Source organism: Nostocoides sp. HKS02 (genome assembly GCF_009707485.1).
In the GTDB taxonomy this organism is placed as follows: domain Bacteria; phylum Actinomycetota; class Actinomycetes; order Actinomycetales; family Dermatophilaceae; genus Pedococcus.
Map to the genome: position 1 here is coordinate 1,048,567 of NZ_CP046121.1, position 18,379 is coordinate 1,066,945.

The 18,379-nt window shown below is 70.9% G+C and carries 17 protein-coding genes, 1 pseudogene and 1 riboswitch; of the genes and pseudogenes, 7 read left to right on the forward strand and 11 right to left on the reverse strand.

Translation table 11 applies throughout. The features are described 5' to 3' along the window. Positions 1-28 precede the first annotated feature (28 nt). The 3 genes and pseudogenes from tdh to GKE56_RS04930 all read left to right on the forward strand — a co-directional run bounded on the left by tdh (position 29) and on the right by GKE56_RS04930 (position 2,836). Entirely contained in the window at positions 29-1,066 is a 1,038-nt protein-coding gene (tdh, locus tag GKE56_RS04920; RefSeq protein WP_154683586.1) for an L-threonine 3-dehydrogenase, read from the forward strand. A 4-nt stretch (positions 1,067-1,070) separates the two neighbouring features. Further along, a pseudogene (locus GKE56_RS04925) lies at positions 1,071-2,265 on the forward strand (glycine C-acetyltransferase). Positions 2,266-2,269: 4 nt separating this feature from the next. After that, complete coding sequence (locus tag GKE56_RS04930) at positions 2,270-2,836, forward strand: dihydrofolate reductase family protein (RefSeq protein ID WP_154683587.1); 567 nt, start codon at positions 2,270-2,272, stop codon at positions 2,834-2,836. On the opposite strand, the gene GKE56_RS04935 is transcribed toward GKE56_RS04930, so the two are convergent. From GKE56_RS04935 to GKE56_RS04945, 3 genes are read right to left on the reverse strand one after another with little or no spacing between them, the layout of a single operon-like run. Next, the gene (locus tag GKE56_RS04935; RefSeq protein WP_154683588.1) at positions 2,833-3,279 is read right to left on the reverse strand and encodes an OsmC family protein; all 447 of its coding nucleotides are present in this window, start codon (positions 3,277-3,279) and stop codon (positions 2,833-2,835) included. The genes GKE56_RS04930 and GKE56_RS04935 overlap by 4 nt on opposite strands. Then, complete coding sequence (locus GKE56_RS04940; protein WP_195908241.1) at positions 3,279-3,818, reverse strand: DUF1697 domain-containing protein; 540 nt, start codon at positions 3,816-3,818, stop codon at positions 3,279-3,281. The genes GKE56_RS04935 and GKE56_RS04940 overlap by 1 nt, the downstream gene beginning before the upstream one ends. Beyond that, positions 3,818-4,672, reverse strand: a complete 855-nt coding sequence (locus tag GKE56_RS04945) for a PhzF family phenazine biosynthesis protein (RefSeq protein ID WP_154683590.1) — start codon at positions 4,670-4,672, stop codon at positions 3,818-3,820. Before GKE56_RS04945 ends, GKE56_RS04940 begins: the two co-directional genes overlap by 1 nt. A gap of 25 nt (positions 4,673-4,697) precedes the next feature. Between GKE56_RS04945 and GKE56_RS04950 the strand changes: the two genes are divergently transcribed. After that, on the forward strand, positions 4,698-5,333 hold the full coding sequence (locus GKE56_RS04950; RefSeq protein ID WP_154683591.1) for a histidine phosphatase family protein: 636 nt from the start codon (positions 4,698-4,700) through the stop codon (positions 5,331-5,333). A 33-nt stretch (positions 5,334-5,366) separates the two neighbouring features. On the opposite strand, the gene GKE56_RS04955 is transcribed toward GKE56_RS04950, so the two are convergent. From GKE56_RS04955 to GKE56_RS04965, 3 genes are all read right to left on the reverse strand, one after another. After that, positions 5,367-6,002, reverse strand: a complete 636-nt coding sequence (locus tag GKE56_RS04955; RefSeq protein ID WP_154683592.1) for an RES family NAD+ phosphorylase — start codon at positions 6,000-6,002, stop codon at positions 5,367-5,369. Then, positions 6,003-6,548, reverse strand: a complete 546-nt coding sequence (locus GKE56_RS04960; RefSeq protein ID WP_195908242.1) for a hypothetical protein — start codon at positions 6,546-6,548, stop codon at positions 6,003-6,005. It lies immediately after the preceding gene. 126 nt (positions 6,549-6,674) lie between these two features. After that, positions 6,675-8,156 carry a glutamate--cysteine ligase gene (locus tag GKE56_RS04965; RefSeq protein ID WP_154683594.1) on the reverse strand — a complete coding sequence of 494 codons (1,482 nt, stop codon included), beginning with the start codon at positions 8,154-8,156 and terminating at the stop codon, positions 6,675-6,677. A 189-nt stretch (positions 8,157-8,345) separates the two neighbouring features. On the opposite strand from GKE56_RS04965, the gene GKE56_RS04970 reads away from it, so the two are divergent. The 3 genes from GKE56_RS04970 (at position 8,346) to GKE56_RS04980 (ending at position 12,633) form a co-directional block, all read left to right on the forward strand. After that, a complete protein-coding gene (locus GKE56_RS04970; RefSeq protein ID WP_154683595.1) occupies positions 8,346-9,566 on the forward strand; it encodes an exonuclease SbcCD subunit D in 1,221 nt (406 codons plus the stop codon). A gap of 84 nt (positions 9,567-9,650) precedes the next feature. Then, positions 9,651-11,495: an AAA family ATPase gene (locus GKE56_RS04975; RefSeq protein WP_195908243.1), complete on the forward strand. Its 1,845-nt coding sequence runs from the start codon at positions 9,651-9,653 to the stop codon at positions 11,493-11,495. Further along, positions 11,464-12,633: an SbcC/MukB-like Walker B domain-containing protein gene (locus GKE56_RS04980; RefSeq protein ID WP_154683597.1), complete on the forward strand. Its 1,170-nt coding sequence runs from the start codon at positions 11,464-11,466 to the stop codon at positions 12,631-12,633. The genes GKE56_RS04975 and GKE56_RS04980 overlap by 32 nt, the downstream gene beginning before the upstream one ends. Positions 12,634-12,649: 16 nt before the next feature. Here the strand turns inward: GKE56_RS04980 and gcvP are convergent, their stop codons facing one another. The 5 genes from gcvP to GKE56_RS05005 form a co-directional block, all read right to left on the reverse strand. Then, on the reverse strand, positions 12,650-15,541 hold the full coding sequence (gene gcvP, locus GKE56_RS04985; RefSeq protein WP_154683598.1) for an aminomethyl-transferring glycine dehydrogenase: 2,892 nt from the start codon (positions 15,539-15,541) through the stop codon (positions 12,650-12,652). Between the two features lie 73 nt (positions 15,542-15,614). After that, positions 15,615-15,708: riboswitch (glycine riboswitch) on the reverse strand. Between the two features lie 77 nt (positions 15,709-15,785). Further along, complete coding sequence (locus tag GKE56_RS04990; protein WP_195908244.1) at positions 15,786-16,376, reverse strand: MerR family transcriptional regulator; 591 nt, start codon at positions 16,374-16,376, stop codon at positions 15,786-15,788. A gap of 171 nt (positions 16,377-16,547) precedes the next feature. Further along, positions 16,548-17,045, reverse strand: coding sequence for a bifunctional nuclease family protein (locus GKE56_RS04995; RefSeq protein WP_154683600.1), 498 nt, complete (start codon positions 17,043-17,045; stop codon positions 16,548-16,550). 18 nt (positions 17,046-17,063) lie between these two features. Next, positions 17,064-17,780 carry a MerR family transcriptional regulator gene (locus tag GKE56_RS05000; RefSeq protein ID WP_154683601.1) on the reverse strand — a complete coding sequence of 239 codons (717 nt, stop codon included), beginning with the start codon at positions 17,778-17,780 and terminating at the stop codon, positions 17,064-17,066. A gap of 39 nt (positions 17,781-17,819) precedes the next feature. Beyond that, positions 17,820-18,275 carry an FHA domain-containing protein gene (locus GKE56_RS05005; RefSeq protein WP_154683602.1) on the reverse strand — a complete coding sequence of 152 codons (456 nt, stop codon included), beginning with the start codon at positions 18,273-18,275 and terminating at the stop codon, positions 17,820-17,822. Between the last annotated feature and the right edge of the window lie 104 nt (positions 18,276-18,379).

Below are 18,379 nucleotides of genomic sequence, written 5' to 3' on the forward strand. Positions count from 1 at the left end.
GCCTATGCCCGCCCAGTATGTTGGGCGGGTGCGCGCTCTCGTGAAGACCCATGCTGGCCCCGGTCTCGAGCTCAGGGACGTCCCTGAGCCCCAGCCCGGACCCACCGACGTCAAGATCCGCGTCCTGCGCACGGGCCTGTGCGGGACGGACCTGCACCTGGAGCAGTGGGACGACTGGGCCGCCTCGACCGTGCACCCGCCGATGACGATCGGACACGAGTTCTACGGCGAGGTCGTCGAGGTCGGCGAGGACGTCGAGTCGGTGCGCGTGGGCCAGCGGGCCTCGGGCGAAGGCCACATCGTGTGCGGGACGTGTCGCAACTGCCGCGCAGGTCGGCGCCACATGTGCATCCACACCAAGGGAATCGGCGTCAACCGCGACGGTGCCTTCGCCGACTACGTGGTGCTGCCTGCCTCCAACGTGTGGGTGCAGCCGGACGACCTCGACCCCGACCTGGCGGCGGTGTTCGACCCCCTCGGCAACGCCACGCACACTGCCCTCTCCTTCCCCATGGCAGGCGAGGACGTGGTCATCACGGGTGCGGGACCCATCGGGGTCATGGCAGCGGCGCTGGCCCGCCATGTGGGCGCGCGCCATGTGGTGGTGACGGACGTCAGCGACTACCGCCTCGACCTCGCCAAGAACGCGGGGGCCGACCTCGTGGTGAATGCGGCCACGAGCGACCTGCGGGAGGCCATGGACACCCTCGGCATGAAGGAGGGCTTCGACGTGGGTCTGGAGATGTCGGGTGTCCCCAGCGCCGTCGAGGACATGCTCGCGAACATGAACCACGGTGGCCGGGTGGCCATGCTGGGCCTGCCGAAGGACCCGTTCCCGATCGACTGGGGCCGCGTCATCACGCACATGATCACGATCAAGGGGATCTACGGGCGCGAGATGTACGACACCTGGTACGCCATGAGCTCGATGCTCGGGAACTCGGCGGTGCTGCGTGACCGGATCGCCTCGGTCATCACCCACCGCTTCCCGGCCGAGCAGTGGCAGGACGCCTTCGCCGCGGCCCGTTCGGGCCAGTGCGGCAAGGTCATCATGGATTGGAGCTGAACGCATGTACGGAACGGTCAAGGACGGTCTGGCGACCACCCTCCGCGAGATCGAGGAGGCCGGCCTCTACAAGCGTGAGCGCGAGCTGAGCTCACCGCAGTCCGCCCACATCACGACGGGAACGAACGAGGCGCTCAACTTCTGCGCGAACAACTACCTCGGCCTCTCGGACCACCCCGAGGTCGAGGCCGCCGCCGCACAGGCCTTGCAGGAGTGGGGTTTCGGCATGGCCAGCGTCCGCTTCATCTGCGGCACCCAGGAGCTCCACAAGCGGCTGGAGCACGCCATCTCGGACTTCCTGCAGATGCAGGACACGATCCTCTACTCGTCCTGCTTCGACGCCAACGGCGGCGTGTTCGAGGTGCTCTTCGGGGCCGAGGACGCCATCATCTCCGACGAGCTCAACCACGCGTCGCTCATCGACGGCATACGGCTGTCCAAGGCTGGGCGGTACCGCTACCGCAACGCCGACATGGCGGACCTGCGCACCCAGCTGGAGGCGGCGCGGACGGCGGGGGCCCGACGCACCGTGATCGTCACCGACGGGGTGTTCTCCATGGACGGCTACCTCGCACCGCTGGACCAGATCTGCGACCTCGCCGACGAGTACGAGGCCATGGTCATGGTCGACGACAGCCACGCAGTCGGGTTCGTGGGTGACGGCGGCCGTGGCACGCCGGAGCGGTTCGGGGTCATGGACCGCGTCGACATCCTCACCGGCACCCTCGGGAAGGCCCTGGGCGGCGCGTCCGGTGGGTACGTCAGCGCCCACCAGGAGATCGTCGACCTGCTGCGTCAGCGATCGCGCCCCTACCTCTTCTCGAACGCCGTCGCACCCACTGTTGCCGCGGGGTCGCTCAAGGCGCTCGAGATCGCGGCCGGTTCGAAGGAGGCACGCTCGAGGCTGCGCTCCAACACCGCGCTTGTTCCGCGAGCTCATGACGGCCGCCGGCTTCGACCTGCTGCCCGGCGAACACCCCATCACGCCGGTCATGTTCCCCGGCGAAGACGGCGCGCGCCAGGCCGCCGAGGTCGCGGAGGTCATGCTCGACGAGGGCGTGTACGTCATCGCGTTCTCCTATCCCGTTGTCCCCCAAGGCAAGGCACGCATCAGGGTCCAGCTGTCGGCCGGGCACTCCGAGGAGGACGTGCGGGCCTGCGTGCGCGCCTTCGAGTCGGCGCGCAGCAAGGTCGCCTGAGCCCATGCCGCAGGCGAGGCTGCGCTACTCGGCCATCGCCTCGCTCGACGGCTACGTCGTCGACGCGCAGGGGCGGTTCGACTGGGCCGCTCCCACCGAGGCGGTCCACGCGTTCGTGAACGACCGCGAACGCAGCGTCGGGACCTACCTCTACGGGCGGCGCATGTACGAGGTGATGCGGTTCTGGGCCGAGGCGGACGCCGAGGACGACCCGTCGTCCGTCACTTCGGACTACCGCCGCATCTGGCAGGCGGCTGACAAGTCGGTGTACTCGACGACCCTGGCTGACGTCGACACCCCGCGGACCGAGCTGCTGCGGCAGTTCGACGTCGCGGCGGTCCAGCGCCTCAAGCAGGAAGCCCCAGCCGACCTGAGCATCGGCGGCCCGACCCTTGCTGCCGTCGCGCTCGAGGCCGGACTCGTCGACGAGGTCAGCCTGTTCCTCACCCCGGTCTCGGTAGGCGGCGGGACCCCTGCGCTCCCCCGCAACCATCGCCTCCAGCTCGACCTGCGCGAGGAGCGCCTGATCGACGGCGTGGTCTTCCTGCACTACGACGTGGCGAGGACCTAGTCCGGCGCCGCAGCCGTGTCGATCGGGGTGCCGAGCTCGACCGTGCGGCTCACCGTGCAGAGCCGGTCGTGGGACATGGCGATGGCCTTGGGCAGCATCTCCCGTGCCCGGTCGCCTGCGTCACCGTCCGGGAACGTCACCGAGAACCGCACCTGGAGGTCGCCGAGGTGGTTGCCCGCGTCGTCACGCAGCTTCTCGCCCGACGCGGTCGCGACGAACGACTCCGGCTCGGCGCGCTTGCTCGTGATGAAGTCGACGTCGACCGCCGAACACCCCGCGATCGCGGTGAGCAGCAGCTCGACCGGCGTGAACTCCTCGCCGTCGCCGCCGCCGATGCGGATCGTCCCGCCTCGGACGTTGGTCACCTCGTAGACACCCTTGGACACGCGCTCCATGCTGACCGAGCGATGTCCCAGTCCGGTGCCACCGGTCTCTTCAGCCATCAGGCTCCCCACTTCTGCGCCAAGGCGCGGACGACGGTGAGGTTTCGCGCAGTGCCGGGCACCCCGAGAATCCTCTCGATGCGGGCACCGGTGAGCTTCACCTCGTTGAACGGCACCCCGAACTCCATGAGCACATCCTTGCCGATCACCCGAGCATGCTCACCGGCGGCATCCCACGTGTGCAGCTGGTCTGTGCGCTCAACCGCAGGTGCGCTCAGGCAGAAGCTCACGTAACGGCTGCTCTCGTGGGTCACGGACTCCGGTATGCCGTCGACCGTCCTGACCAGCGCCGGCAGCTCCGCGGGGGTCCGGACGATGGCCACGATCTCGAAACCCGCATGTGCGCTGAGGACGCGCCCGATCTCTGCCTCGACCTTGGTCACACTGCGCATCGGTGTCGTGACCCGCAGGTTGCCCGTCTGGATGTAGGACTCGACGCCACTGAAACCGTTGGTCTCCAGGACCTTTCGCGCATCGGCCATCTTGAGCTGGCGCTTGCCGACGTTGACGGCCCGCAGGAATGCGATGTAGCTGGGCACTACAGCTCGACCTCGCCCCAACCGACCTGGCGGACGAGCCCACCCACCGTCACGACTCCGTCGTCGCTGACCGCCAGTCGCAGCGTCGAGGGACGGTCCACCTGGGACCCCTGGGCGACCGACCACTCCCCCGATCGGCCCACTGAGGCCAGCCACGCGCCGAGGTTCGAGCAGGCTGAGCCCGTTGCCGGGTCCTCGATCGCGGCACTGCCCTGGGTGAACAGGGCGCGAGCCTCGATGGTGCCGTCGCCGGTCTCGCACCAGAGGTAGACCAGGGTCTCCCCTCCCCTGGTGCCCATCCCGGCATACCGGCGCATGAGCGCGGCGTCGCCGACGGCACGGTGGATCGCTTCGACCGAGGCGGCCTGGGCGATCACCTGGGCACTGCCCGTGCTGACCTCGTGCACCGGTCCGACGAGCTCGTCCGCGCGAAGACCCACCGCGGCAGCGATGTCGGCGACGTCGTACGCAGGCCCGACGACACCGGGTCGGGCCGTGAGCGTCCAGTCGGGCCCGTCCGCCGTCACCGGGATCACCCCCGCCGGCATCGACAGCCTCACGAGGTCACCGCCGCGGGCCAGCTCGCGTGCCACGGCTGCGCTGCCCAGCGTCGGGTGGCCGGCGAACGCCATCTCGTAGTGGGGGGTGAAGATCCGCACTCCGACGTCTGCGCCGCCTTGGGGCTCTACGAGGAAGGTCGTCTCCGACAGGTTGAACTGCCGGGCCAGGGCTTGCAGGTGGTGCTCGGACAAACCCGAGCCGTCCTCGAACACGCACAGCGGGTTGCCCGAGAACGGGTCGTCGGGCTGGGCGAAGACGTTGAGCAACCGGTACCGCAACGGCGAGGAGGTCACCGGCCCACTCTGCCATGCTGAGCCGGTGACCTCTCAGCCACGCACGCCTGCCGTGCCCACCGGTCGTCTGGTCCTCCTGCGCCACGGTGAGACGCAGTGGTCCAAGACCGGGCGCCACACCGGCCGCACCGACATCCCGCTCACCGAGCACGGTGAGCAGTTGGCCAGGGCTGCGGGCGCCTTGCTCGGGTCGTACGACTTCGTCCTGGCACTCGCGTCGCCGCTCGAGCGCGCCCGTCGCAGCGCGGCCCTTGCCGGGCTCACGCCCCAGCTCGACGACGACCTGCTCGAGTGGGACTACGGCGGCTACGAGGGTCTGACCACACCACAGATCCGTGCCGAGCTGGGCTACGACTGGACCGTGTTCGAGAACGGCGTCCCGCCCGGCCAGACTCCGGGTGAGACCGTGGAGGAGGTCGCGGCCCGCGCATCACGGGTGGTGCAGCGTGCCGTCGCAGCCATGGCCGACGGCGACGTGGCTCTCGTCGGCCACGGCCACTGCCTGCGGGTCCTCGCCACGGTCTTCATGCGTCAGGAGCCGCGCATGGGCGCCCAGCTGCTCCTTGACGCAGGGTCCGTCAGTGTCCTGCAGTTCGAGCGCGAGGTGCCCGCCATCCGGGTGTGGAACCACGGACCGGCGGTCACCGCCGCGCACGACTGAGGCGTATGCCGCGCCGCACCTCGGGGGATCCCCTCAGCCCCTCACGGTGCGCGTGCGTGGCGGCCGCACGACGGTCACGTCGGCCCGTCGAGGCGTGGGCCATGCGTGCAGATCGGGCGAGACCTGTTCTGCTGGAACGGGATCGGTGTCTTCAGGCCACCCGGCAGCGCCTTCGGGCCCGAAGAGCCCGACCGCGCTGCACTCCCCCGGAGTGAACCGCGGGCCGTACTTCACTCCCCCGAACCCAGTCGCGGCCAGGGCGCGAGCCCACGTCTGGGGCACGGCATACGGCACCATGCTCTCCAGCTCGCGGGTGACCCCGAACCGCACCGCACGACGCGACTGCACGTCGGCGACGTCGCGCGCCGCGGGCAGCCTCAGCCGTGACACGACCACGTCGACCAGCGCGGACTCGGGCAGCCGGGTGCGGCCGCCGAGTACCGGCCCCAGCCGCTCACGCAGCGCGCTCTCGGCGTCGAGCGCGGCGTAGCACGTGCCGCGCGGGGATTGCAGGTCGAACCGACCACCGCCGTCGTTGCCGAACCACCACGGTGAGCGACGCGCGTCGTGTGCCCGGAAGAGGTCGGTCAGGGCGGTGATCTCGTAGGTGGGGAAACCGGTCAGCGAAGCTGGCGGCAGGCGCTGTGCGGTGGTGTCGCGCGCGGCCACTCAGGCCGCCCACCGGGCCGCGTCCTCGACGGCGCACTGGGCGACCCACCGGACCGCCGCGGCCGAGGAACGGTGCACGACGAGGTAGTCCACGGCGCTGTGACCCTCGAAGACGGCGGTGGGTGTGGTCAGCCACGTTCCGACGGTCCAGCCGTCGATGTCACGCCGCGTGAAGGCACCCACGGCCTCCTGGACGCCTGGCCGGACCTGACCGGCGCGACCGAACTGGAGAGAGGGGTACAGCAGGTGCCCGTCCGAGGTGCGGCAGGCCAGCACGGTGCCTCGGCGCACGCGGTCGAACAAGGCCTGGCGGGAGATGCCCAGCCACGCGACGAGGCCGGCGGTGTCGTAGAACGGCCCGAGTGGCTCGTCGAGCGGGTGGACCGTCGGCAACGCCGCGAGCATGCGGTCGGCGAGCTCCTCGACCTCGCTCAGGTCGAGATCTCGACCCTGGGCGCGGAGCTCGGCCTGGCGGGCGAGCACCCGTACGCGGACGGCATCGGTCAGGGCGTCGACGTCGGGGGCGGTCCTGGTGCGCGGGGTCACGGCTCGCTCCTCTGCGTCAACGTGGTCGGCCGCGAGGGTCGTCATGACCGTCAAGGCCGTCAAGGGGTCAGGCGGTCATGCTACGACACCGGTCCGACAGCCGACCGTGCCCCGGTGCTGTCTCGACTAGGGCAACGGCCAGGTGTGGACCGGCTCGTTGCTGTGCATGTGACCGGCATACACCTCGAGCATCGCCGCGAGGGCGCTCTGCCGGTCGAGGCCGCGCGCCTGCAGCGTGCGGACCGCATCGGTCTGCCACGTCGCACCGTTGCGGCCCGTCTTGCACCGGCCCTCGATCACCGAGAGGTAGCGGTCACGCACAGACGGCGAGACCCCCCAGTCCTCGAGCCCTTGGTGCGCCAGGGGCAGCAGGTGGCGCAGGACGAGCTCGTCGGCGCCCACCTCGCCGAAGCCCGGCCAGTACAGCCGCGACTCGATGCCGTCACGCGCCGCGCTGCGGAAGTTCTGCTCGGCCACGGCGAAGCTCATCTTGGTCCACACCGGCCGGTCGTCGGCCGCGAGCTTGCGGATGACCCCGTAGTAGAACGCAGCATTGGCCATGACGTCGATGAGGGTCGGACCAGCGGGCAGCACACGGTTCTCGACGCGCAGGTGGGGCGTCCCGTCGACGATGTCGTAGATCGGCCGGTTCCAGCGGTAGACGGTGCCGTTGTGCAGTCGCAGCTCGGCCAGGTTGGGCGCCTCGCCGCTCTCGAGCTTGGCGACCGGGTCCTCGTCGGTCACGTCGGCGAGCAGCGCCGGGAAGTACCGCACGTTCTCCTCGAACAGGTCGAAGATCGAGGTGATCCAGCGCTCGCCGAAGAACACGCGAGGGCGCACGCCCTGGTTCTTCAGCTCGATGCTGCGGGTGTCCGTCGCCTGGCTGAAGAGCTCGATCCGCGTCTCGGCGTGCAGCCGCTGGCCGAAGAAGAACGGCGAGTTGGCCGCCAGGGCGATCTGCGGGGCAACCAGGGCCTGCGCGGCGTTCCAGTGCGCGGCGAAGTCGGTGGGAGCGACCTGGAGGTGGAGCTGGACGCTCGTGCAGGCCGACTCGGGTGCGATCGAGTCGCAGTAGGTCGCCACCCGCTCCCCCGTCGGACCCTCGATGTCGAGGTAGATGTCCTCGCCGCGGGCGTAGAAGATCGAGTCGTTGAGGGCGGTGTAGCGGTTGTTCGCACTGATCCAGTCGCCTTGGAAGTGCTCGGGCATGATCGTGGGGAGGATGCCGACCGCCACGATGTGGGCACCGCGCTTCTCGGCGGCCGCCGACGCCGCGTTGAGCGATCCGCGCATCTCCTCCTCGAGATCGATCGCCGCATCGCCCGGCAACGGTCGTGGGGGCACGTTGAGCTCGATGTTGTACCGCGCGAGCTCGGTCTGGTAGCCCGGGTCGGCGATCTCCTCGAGGACCTCGGCGTTGGCGAACTTGGGGCGGTAGGTCTCGTCCACGAGGTTGAGCTCGATCTCCATGCCGGTCATCGGCCGGTCGAACTCGAACCTGCTCTGGGAGAGCATCCGCTCGAACACGTCGAGGTTCTGCCGCACCTTCTCGCGGTAACGCTGGCGTTGCTCCCGCGTATAGCTCTGTGCGGTGACCTCTTCCCCCACGAAGACCCCTCCTCTGCAGCTGCATCGGTATGCCGGCGCCCCCGTGGTTGGTGGGTCCGTGGTCCGACCCAACCACACGCGGGGCCCTGCCTGCCACTGTCTGCGCGACTGTCCACACGACGCGCGTTCGGCCCGGGGCGCGCCGGGGAAATCAGCGGTCCTGTCGGTGCGCTCTCCTAGCCTGCAGGGGTGCGGTTCCTCCACACCTCCGACTGGCACCTGGGGCGGTCCTTCCACCAGGTCGGGCTGCTCGACGCCCAGGCGCAGTTCGTGGACCACCTGGTCGAGACCGTCCGCGCCGAGTCGGTCGACGCCGTGCTGGTCTCTGGCGACGTCTACGACCGGGCGATGCCCGCCCCCGACACCGTCCGCCTGCTCTCCGAGGCCGTGACGCGCCTGCGCGACGCCGGTGCCACGGTCGTGCTCTCGAGCGGCAACCACGACTCGGCCATCAGGTTGGGGTTCGCCAGTGAGCTCCTCGCCCGCACCGGCCTGCACATCCGGTCCTCGATCGCCTCCATCGGCAGCCCGGTCCTGGTGGGTGACGTGGCGGTCTACGCCCTGCCCTACCTCGAGCCCTCGGTCGCCGCCGGGCCGCTGCTGGCACAGGAGCGGACCCACGCGGGTGTCCTCAAGGCCGCGATGGATCGCGTCGCCGCCGACCGGGTGCACCGGGGCGGACGCTCGGTGGTCATGGCGCACGCGTTCGTCACCGGCGGCGCCACGAGCGAGTCCGAGCGCGACATCTCGGTGGGTGGCGTCTCCGCCGTGCACCCCCGGGTGTTCGCCGGCGCGGACTACGTTGCCCTCGGCCACCTCCACGGCCGCCAACGGGTGGGCGACACGGTTCGGTACAGCGGGTCCCCCCTCGCGCTGTCCTTCAGCGAGGTCAACCACACCAAGGGCTCGTGGCTCGTCGACGTCGGTGACCGCGGTGTCCGTGCCGAGCCGGTCGACGCGCCGGTCCCCCGGCCCCTCGCCGTCCTGCGCGGTGACCTCGACGACCTGCTCGCCGACCCGGCATACGGCCGGCACGAGCAGTCCTGGTGCCAGGTGACCCTGACCGACCCGGTGCGCCCCCTCGGCGCCATGGAGCGCATCCGCAGGCGCTTCCCCCACGCGCTCGTGCTCCAGTTCGATCCCCAAGGTGCTCCGATCCCGGTCCGCAGCTACGCCGACCGCGTGAGCGCTCCCAGCGAGCTCGACGTGTGCTGCGACTTCCTGGGTCACGTGCGCGCGGGCCACCTCGCGGACGAGGGTGAACGAGCCCGGTTCGCCGAGGCCCTCGAGGCCGTGCGCACCGGCCGGGCCCGGTCCGACGACGAGGGACTGGGCGAGGGACTGGGCGAGGGACTGGGCGAGGGACTGGGCGAGGGACTGGGCGACGACGCCGAGGCGGGCGCCGCATGAGGCTGCACGGGCTGCGCATCACGGCGTTCGGCCCGTTCGCCGGCACCGTTGAGGTCGACTTCGACCGCGTGGCCGACACCGGGCTTGTTCCTCATCCGTGGTGCCACCGGCGCGGGCAAGACGAGCCTGCTCGACGCCGTGGCGTTCGCGTTGTTCGCCGACGTCCCCGGCGCTCGCTCCAAGAAGGGGTTGCACAGCGACCATGCCGACCGGGCGACGGTGCCGGAGGTGTCGCTGGAGTTCACCGTGGGGACGCGCCGGCTGCGGGTCGAGCGCTCACCAGAGTTCCTGCGGCCGAAGTCGCGTGGCACCGGCGAGACGAAGGTCCCAGCCAGGGCTGTCCTGTCGGAGCACCGAGGTGGCCACTGGCAGGCCCTCAGCACCCGCCACGACGAGATCGCCGAGATCATCCAGGACGTCCTGGGCCTGGGGCTGGAGCAGTTCAGCAAGGTTGTGCTGCTCCCCCAGGGCGACTTCGCCGCCTTCCTCAGCGCGAGCCCCGAGCAGCGCCGAACGCTGCTTGAGCGCTTGTTCGACGTCGCGCCGTTCACGGGGGTCGAGGAGTGGTTGGCGTTGCGGCGCAAGGAGTCCGCGCTCGATGTCGATCGGCAGCGCGCCGCCCTCGCCGCTGAGCTGGCGCTGCTCGGCGAGGTGCTCGCTGCCTCGCCTGCGGCCCAGTTGGCCGCCGACTCCGACTGGTCCGAGGTCCCCCTCGACGAGCTTCCCGCGCGGCTCGACGATGCCCGGGCCCGCCTCGAGGGCGCCGCGGCCGAGGCACTGGCGCAGCTTGACGCGGCACGACTTGCCGACGCCGCCGCCACGACGGCCCACACGACCGGCGAAGAGCTGGCCGGCGCCCGTCGCCGACTGGCCGAGGCCCAGGCCAGGGTCACGGCCCTCGAGAGTGGCCGAGCCGACCAGGTCGCAGCCGTGTCGAGGCTCGACGCCGCGGGTCGCGCCTTCGCGTTGAGCGGCGACCTCAAGGCGTTCGAGCGTGCGAGCGCGGCAGCGGACCTCGCCACGGCACAGCTGGCGGCCGCCGAGAGCGGCACCGCCTCGCTGGCACTGGCCGATCGACCGGAGCCGGAGCTCGAGGCGATGCTCCCCCTGCTCGAGTCCGGGGCCCGCACGCTCGCCGAGGCCCGCCACCGGGAGGCAAGCGCGCTGGAGCACCACCGACGCCACGTCGAGCTTGACGAGGTCTCCCGGGGCCTGCGCGCCGACCAGGCCTTGGTGCAGCAGTCCCTGGCCGTGGCAGAGTCGAGCCAGCGCGAGGCTGACGCGGCCTTGGTGGGGGCTCGCGACGCGCACCGCTCCGGCGAGGCCAGCGCCCGGGCCGTCGCCGACCTCACCCAGGCTCACGACCTGCGGGCCGACCAGCTGGCCGCCGCAGCGGAGCTGGCCACCCTGACCGAGGCGTTGGCGGCGGCGCGCGAGAGCTCCCAAGACCTTCGCGACACCTACCAACGGCTTGTTCCAGGCGCGGCTCGACGGGCTCGCGGCCGAGCTCGCCGAGCGCCTGCACGACGGAGATGCCTGCCCGGTCTGCGGGTCCCTCGAGCACCCAGCTCCAGCCACTACGTCGGCGCCCGTCACGGCCGACGACGTGAGCCACGCAGACGCGCAGTGGCAGGCCGCGGCGCGACACGCGTCATCGGTGGCCGAGTCGGTCGCCGGCCTGACCGCGGCCATGACCCAGCGCGAGCACCAGCTCGCCCAGGAGGCTCGCCCGCTCGACGAGCTCGCCTCCGCACTCGAGCGCGCGCGAGCCCACCATGCCGACCTGCTGGCCCGTGCGGCGACGATCCCCGCCCTCGAGGCAGCGGTGGAGCACGCCACGGCGGTCGCCCGCACCCAGACCGCACGGGCATCCGCACTCCACGACGAGCTGACCGCGGTGACCACAGCCCTGGCGGCGGCGGCGCGTGACCATGCCGCCGAGGCTGCGGGGGTCGCCGAGTGCCTCGAGAACCACCGGCTCCAGTGCCCCTGCGCCGGCGGCGAGACCACCACCACCACCACCACCACCACCACCACCGTGGATGCCGCCATGGCCCGGCACGAGGCCGTGAGCGTCGCCATCCGGGAGCAGCTCGAGGCCCAACAGCGGGTGACCGCAGCCCACGCCGAGCTTGACCAGGTGCAGGCTCTGCTGACCGCGGCCCTGGCCGAGCACGGGTTCGACGCCATTGCCGAGGTTCGCTCCGCCCTGATGTCGAGCGACCAGCGCAGCCAGCTGCGTGCCCGCTGCGACGCCTACGAGCAGGCGTGGGCGGCCGCGCGAGCGGTGGTGGACGACCCCTCGCTCCAGACGGCTCGCGACGCGCCGGAACCTGACCTGCCTGCCCTGGCCACGGCCCGCACTGACGCCCGCGCCGCGCTCCTCGAGGCCGCGTCTGCTGAGACGCTCACGCGCCGCACCCTCGACAGCCTGCACCGCGTGGCGACGAGCCTGGTGCCGCGCTGTGCTGCCGTCGGTCGCGCGCAGGCCGAGCACGAGAGCCTCCGGGAGCTCGCGGACGTCGTCGCGGGCACCGGCGCCGCCAACACCCTGCGCATGCGGCTGTCGGCCTTCGTGCTGGCCGCGCGCCTCGAGACGGTGGTGGCCCTGGCCAACGAGCGCCTGACGACGATGGGCGAGGGTCGCTACCAGCTGCGCCACACCGATGGCCTGGCCGCTCGCGGCGCCCGCAGCGGACTTGGCCTGGAGGTCCTCGACCTGTGGACCGGCCAGGCCCGCGAGACGAGCTCGCTGTCGGGCGGCGAGTCCTTCATGGCCTCCCTCGCGCTGGCGCTCGGGCTGGCCGACGCCGTGCGTGAGGAGGCCGGTGGGTTCGACCTGCAGACCCTCTTCGTCGACGAGGGTTTCGGCACGCTGGACGACGACAGCCTCGAGCAGGTCATCGACGTCCTCGACGGGCTGCGCGAAGGCGGTCGGGCCGTCGGCGTGGTGAGCCACGTCGCCGAGCTGCGCACGCGCATCGCCGCGCAGGTGGTGGTCGACAAGACCGAACGCGGGTCCACGGTCAGGCTGCGGGTCGCCGACGAGGCGTCACCGGCAGCCTGACCGCGACTCGGCGTGGTCAGCCCTCGAACGCCTCGGGTGGTGGGCAGCTGCAGACGAGGTTGCGGTCCCCGTAGGCCCCGTCGATCCGGGCGACCGGCGGCCAGTACTTGTCCGCCGCGGCGACGCCCACCGGGAAGGCCGCGTCCGAGCGCTCGTAGGGGTACTCCCACTTGCCCGCCAACGCCTTCGCGGTATGCGGCGCGTTGCGCAGCATGCTGTCGGCCACGCTGACCTCACCCGCCTCGACCTCGGCGATCTCGTGGCGGATCGCGATCATGGCGTCGCAGAACCGGTCGATCTCGTAGCGGTCCTCGCTCTCGGTCGGCTCGACCATCAGGGTGCCCGCCACCGGGAATGACATCGTCGGTGCGTGGAACCCGTAGTCGATGAGTCGCTTGGCGACGTCGTCGACCGTGATGCCGCTGCGCTTGGTCAGCTCACGCAGGTCGAGGATGCACTCGTGCGCGACGACGCCGTCGTGGCCCGAGTACAGCACCGGGTAGTGCTCCCGCAGCCGGGTCGCCACGTAGTTGGCGTTGAGCACGGCAACCTGGGTGGCGCGGGTCAGTCCCGCTCCGCCCATGAGCCGCACGTAGGCCCAGGAGATCGGCAGGATACTGGCCGAGCCGTAGGGCGCCGCCGAGATGGGCCCGACCCCGCTCGCCGGGCCGGCCTCGGCCGCCAGCGGGTGGTTGGGCAGGTGCGGAGCGAGGTGGGCCCGCACCGCCACCGGTCCGACACCGGGACCGCCCCCGCCGTGCGGGATGCAGAAGGTCTTGTGCAGGTTGAGGTGCGACACGTCGGCACCGAACTTGCCCGGCTGGGCCAGCCCGACGAGGGCGTTGAGGTTGGCGCCGTCGACGTACACCTGGCCACCCGCGTCGTGGACCAGGGCGCACAGCTCGGTGATGGTGTCCTCGAACACCCCGTGCGTCGAGGGGTACGTCACCATGATCGCCGCGAGCTCGTCACGGTACTGGTCGATCTTGGCCCGAAGGTCGTCCATGTCGACGTCGCCGCCGACGGCCGTCTTGACCACGACCACCTTCATGCCGGCCATCACGGCGCTCGCGGCATTCGTGCCGTGCGCGCTCGCGGGGATCAGGCAGATGCGGCGCTGCGACTGGCCATTGGCCTCGTGGTAGGCGTGGATGGCCAGCAGCCCGGCGAACTCGCCCTGCGACCCGGCGTTCGGCTGCAGCGACACCGCGTCGTAGCCGGTGATCTCACACAGCCACGCCGACAGGTCTGCGATGAGCTCACGGATCCCTTCGGTCTGGTGTGCCGGCGCAAACGGGTGCAGGTCGGCGAACTCGGGCCAGGTCACCGAGACCATCTCGGTGGTCGCGTTGAGCTTCATCGTGCAGGAGCCGAGCGGGATCATGCCGCGGTCGAGGGCGAAGTCGCGGTCGGCCAGCCGGCGCAGGTAGCGCAGCATCGAGGTCTCGGAGTGGTGGCTGTGGAACACCGGGTGCGTGAGGTACTCGCTCGTCCGGATGAGCTCGGTGGGCCATGTCAGCTCGGCCAGGTCGGCCAGGGCGACCTCGGTGCGACCGGGCACGCCGAAGGCCGCCCAGACCGCGTCGAGGTCGCGCAGGTCCGTCGTCTCGTCCACGCTGATGGACACCGTGTCGGCATCCACCCGCCAGAGGTTCACCCCACGCTGCGCCGCGGCGGCCACGACCTCGTCGGCCCGCCCCGGCACGGCGACGGTCACCGTGTCGAAGTACTGCCTGGACGTGACCTCGACTCCGGCATCGACCAGGCCGTCGACGAGGGTCTGGGCGTGGGCGTGGGTGCGGCGCGCGATCGCCGCGAGGCCCGCGGGGCCGTGGTACACGGCATACATCGAGGCCATCACGGCGAGGAGCACCTGGGCGGTGCAGATGTTGGACGTAGCCTTCTCGCGGCGGATGTGCTGCTCGCGGGTCTGCAGCGCCAGCCGGTATGCCGGGGCACCCTCGGCGTCGACGCTCACCCCGACGAGGCGACCGGGCAGCGACCGCTCGAGCCCGGCGCGCACGCTCATGTACCCCGCGTGGGGGCCCCCGAAGCCCATCGGCACGCCGAACCGCTGCGTGGTGCCGACCGCGACATCGGCCCCCCACTCCCCCGGCGCGGTGGCCAGGGTGAGCGCCAGCAGGTCGGCGGCGGCGGTCACGAGGGTGCCGGCCTCGTGGGCAGCCGCGGTGAGCGACCGCCAGTCACGCAGCTCGCCGTCCCGCCCCGGGTACTGCACCAGCACGCCAAAGACCGGCCGGTCGCCCGCGGCGGCCTTCAGGGTCTCGATCGAGTCGACGGAGTCGAGGTCTGCCACGACGAGGTCCAGGCCCAGCGGCAGGGCACGCGTCTGCATCACCGCGATGGTCTGGGGGAAGGCGTGCCGGTCGACGAGGAGGACGGCGTCGGCGGCGACCTTGCTCGACCGCCGCATGAGCGTCATCGCCTCGGCGGCAGCAGTGGCTTCGTCGAGCAGCGAGGCACCGGCCGTGTCGAGACCGGTCAGGTCACTGACGACTGTCTGGAAGTTGAGCAGTGCCTCGAGCCGGCCCTGCGAGATCTCGGGCTGGTAGGGCGTGTAGGCGGTGTACCAGGCGGGGTTCTCCAGGACGTTGCGCTGCACGACGGCGGGCGTGATCGTGCCGTAGTAGCCGAGCCCGATCATCGAGGTCATCACCTGGTTGCGCCGGGCGAGGGCGCGCAGCTCCTCGACGACGGCACCCTCGGAGGCCGCGGCATCGATGCGCAGCGCGACCTCCGTGCGGATCGCGCTCGGGAGGGCGTGGTCGCTCAGGGCGTCGAGCGAGTCATGCCCCACGACCTGGAGCATGGCGGCCACGTCGGACTCCGACGGACCGATGTGGCGACCGGTGAACTCGGACAGGTCGGCGGACGAGAAGGCAGACATGAGGCTCCTGAACGTGGGCGGTGCTCGGTTTGCCTCCCCTTCTGTCACGGCGGTGAAGCCGCTTCAGAGGTGCCTGTCCCGCGTGGTCCTGGCGCCTGAGAGGTTCCGGGGAGTTTGCCCCTTCGGCGCCCCGGGGCAGTGCCTGGGGACTCTCCCACGCGGGGTGGTCAGCACTGCCCAATCTACACGACGAGGCCCGCCGGTCCTGAGGGACTGGCGGGCCTGGGTCGCGGTGTCGACGGGTTCAGGCGAGTCGGGCCTGACGACGGTGGTGCAGCTCGTCGCCGGGGTGGGCGACGGGCGTCTCGTCCTCGGCGCGCTCGCTGGGCAGCTGGGCGAGCTCGCCCTCGACCTCGCGCCAGACGCGGCCGACGGCGATGCCGAAGACGCCCTGGCCGCCCTGGACGAGGTCGATGACCTCGTCGGCCGAGGTGCACTCGTAGACCGAGGCGCCGTCACTCATGAGGGTGATCTGGGCCAGGTCCTCGACGCCACGCTCGCGCAGGTGCTGGATGGCGACGCGGATCTGCTGCAGGGACACCCCGGTGTCGAGGAGTCGCTTGACCACCTTGAGCACGAGGATGTCGCGGAAGCCGTAGAGCCGCTGCGTGCCGGAGCCGGTGGCTCCCCGCACGGACGGCTCGACCAGACCGGTGCGGGCCCAGTAGTCGAGCTGGCGGTAGGTGATTCCGGCCGCCTTGCACGCCGTCGGGCCGCGATAGCCGATGTCCTCGCTCAGCTCGGGAAGGTCGTCCGTGAACAGCAGGCCCTGTGCCGCTGCGGGCACGGACTTGCCGGTCGTCGAGCCATGTTGAGCCTCACCGCTCGTGTTCACGACGCTCACCTCCTGGTGTAACTACATCTGTCGCATTTCAGGTCTGAGGTGACCGTACGGCTGCGGTGGAGCAAAGGTCAACAACCACTCGACCTTGCCCCTTCGGCGTGTCGCGCCGACACGGCATACTGTCAATCTAAGGTCGAGGGTGAGGGTTTTGTCCTCGGCAGGTCAGGCAGGTGGTTCGGCTTCGCCTGGATCGTTCTCGAAATCCTCGGCCGAGACGTGGTCGAGGAACTCCTTGAACTTCTCCACCTCGTCCTCGGCGTCCTCCTCGCCCGACATCGACACGCCCGCCTCCTCGAGCAGGGTCTCGCCCGCCACGATCTCGGTGCCGGTGCGCAGTGCGAGCGCGATGGCGTCCGAGCTGCGTGAGGAGATCTCGGTGGTGCCGTCGAGGATGAGAGCCGCGTGGAAGACGCCGTCGCGCAGCTCGACGATGCGCACCTCGGTCAGCCGGTGGCCCAGCCCCTCGATGACGTTCTTCAGCAGGTCGTGCGTCAGCGGGCGCGGGGGCTCGATGCCCTGCTGGGCATAGGCGATGGCCGTCGCCTCGGCGGCACCGATCCAGATCGGCAGGTAGCGGTCGCCGCCGCGCTCGCGCAGCAGGACGATCGGGTGGTTGGTGGGCATCTCGACGCGCACACCGAGGACATCCAGAGCCTTCACTGCTCCACCGTACCCCGTTCAGCCGCGGTGGAGACCGTCCCTCACCAGGGCGGTGTGGAGCGCGATGCACAGCCGCAGCACCTCGGCCGTCGGGTCCTTCGCGCCACTCGTCGAGCCGGCCTTGGCACCGGCCTTCTCCGAGGCCGCGCGGTGCGGGGTGACGACCTGCTGGACCAGGCCGATCTCGCGGTCGGCGGCCGTCCGGAACGGCCGCAGGTGCCGTGGTTCGATGCCGTATGCCGCGAGCGCTGCGGCCGCGTGGGCCACCGTGAGCGCCGCCTCACCGAAGTGCCCGGTGGCGTCGGTGTGCAGGAGCCCGAAGGTCTCCAGGGCTTCCACGGTGGGGTCGTCGAGCCCGGCGGCGGCACCCAGCTCGGCTCGAGTGAGCCGCAGGCTGCTGGTCGTGGCCAGTGCTGCTGCCGTCGGCAGGTCGGGATCGACCCCCAGGCGTGGCGCGCGGGGCCTGCTCGGGCTGGCCCCCGAGCCAGGCTCGGGCGTCAGCCCCCGGTCGAGCGCATCAAGGGCATCACGGATCACCTTGAGTGGCCAGTAGTGGTCGCGCTGGGCGGTGAGGATGTAGCGCAGCCGGTCGACGTCCTGCTCGGAGTACGTGCGGTAGCCCGAGCCGGTGCGGGACGGGGTCAGCAGCCCCTCCGTCTCGAGGAAACGGATCTTCGAGATGGTGACGTCCGGGAAGTCCTGGCGCAGCGCAGCCAGCACCGCCCCGATCGTCATCGACTGACGTGGATTGCGAGGCGTCACCAGGGGCCTTGGTCAGGCCTTGCCTGCGTAGAAGACGAGCCGGAACTTGCCGATCTGCACCTCGTCGCCGGTGTGCAGGGTCGCCTCGTCGATCCGCTCACGGTTGACGTAGGTGCCGTTGAGCGAGCCGACGTCGCGCACGACGAAGGTGTTGCCCTCGCGGCGGAAGTTCGCGTGCTTGCGCGACACCGTGACGTCGTCGAGGAAGATGTCGCTGTCCGGGTGACGGCCCGAGTTGACCTCGTCGTCGTCGAGCAGGAAGCGCGCACCGGTGTTGGGCCCACGCAGCACCACGAGCAGGGCGGTGCCTGGACGCAGGGCGTCGACGGTGGCCTGGTCGGCCTTGCTGAGGGTGACGTCGGTCTCGGCGCTGGTGTCGATCTGCTCGAGGTCGCCGATCCCGGGCAGCCGCATGGTCGTCGGCTCGTGCGGGCGCGACGTCTGCTCGTCCTTCTCGCTGCCATTCATGGGTTCTGCGCTCCTCGTGTGTCGGGCCTCCGGCTCCCCCTCTAGCAAAGCACAAACCTAGGAGACGGCCACGGGGGTTGGCAGCCGATTGCTGGAACTGTGGC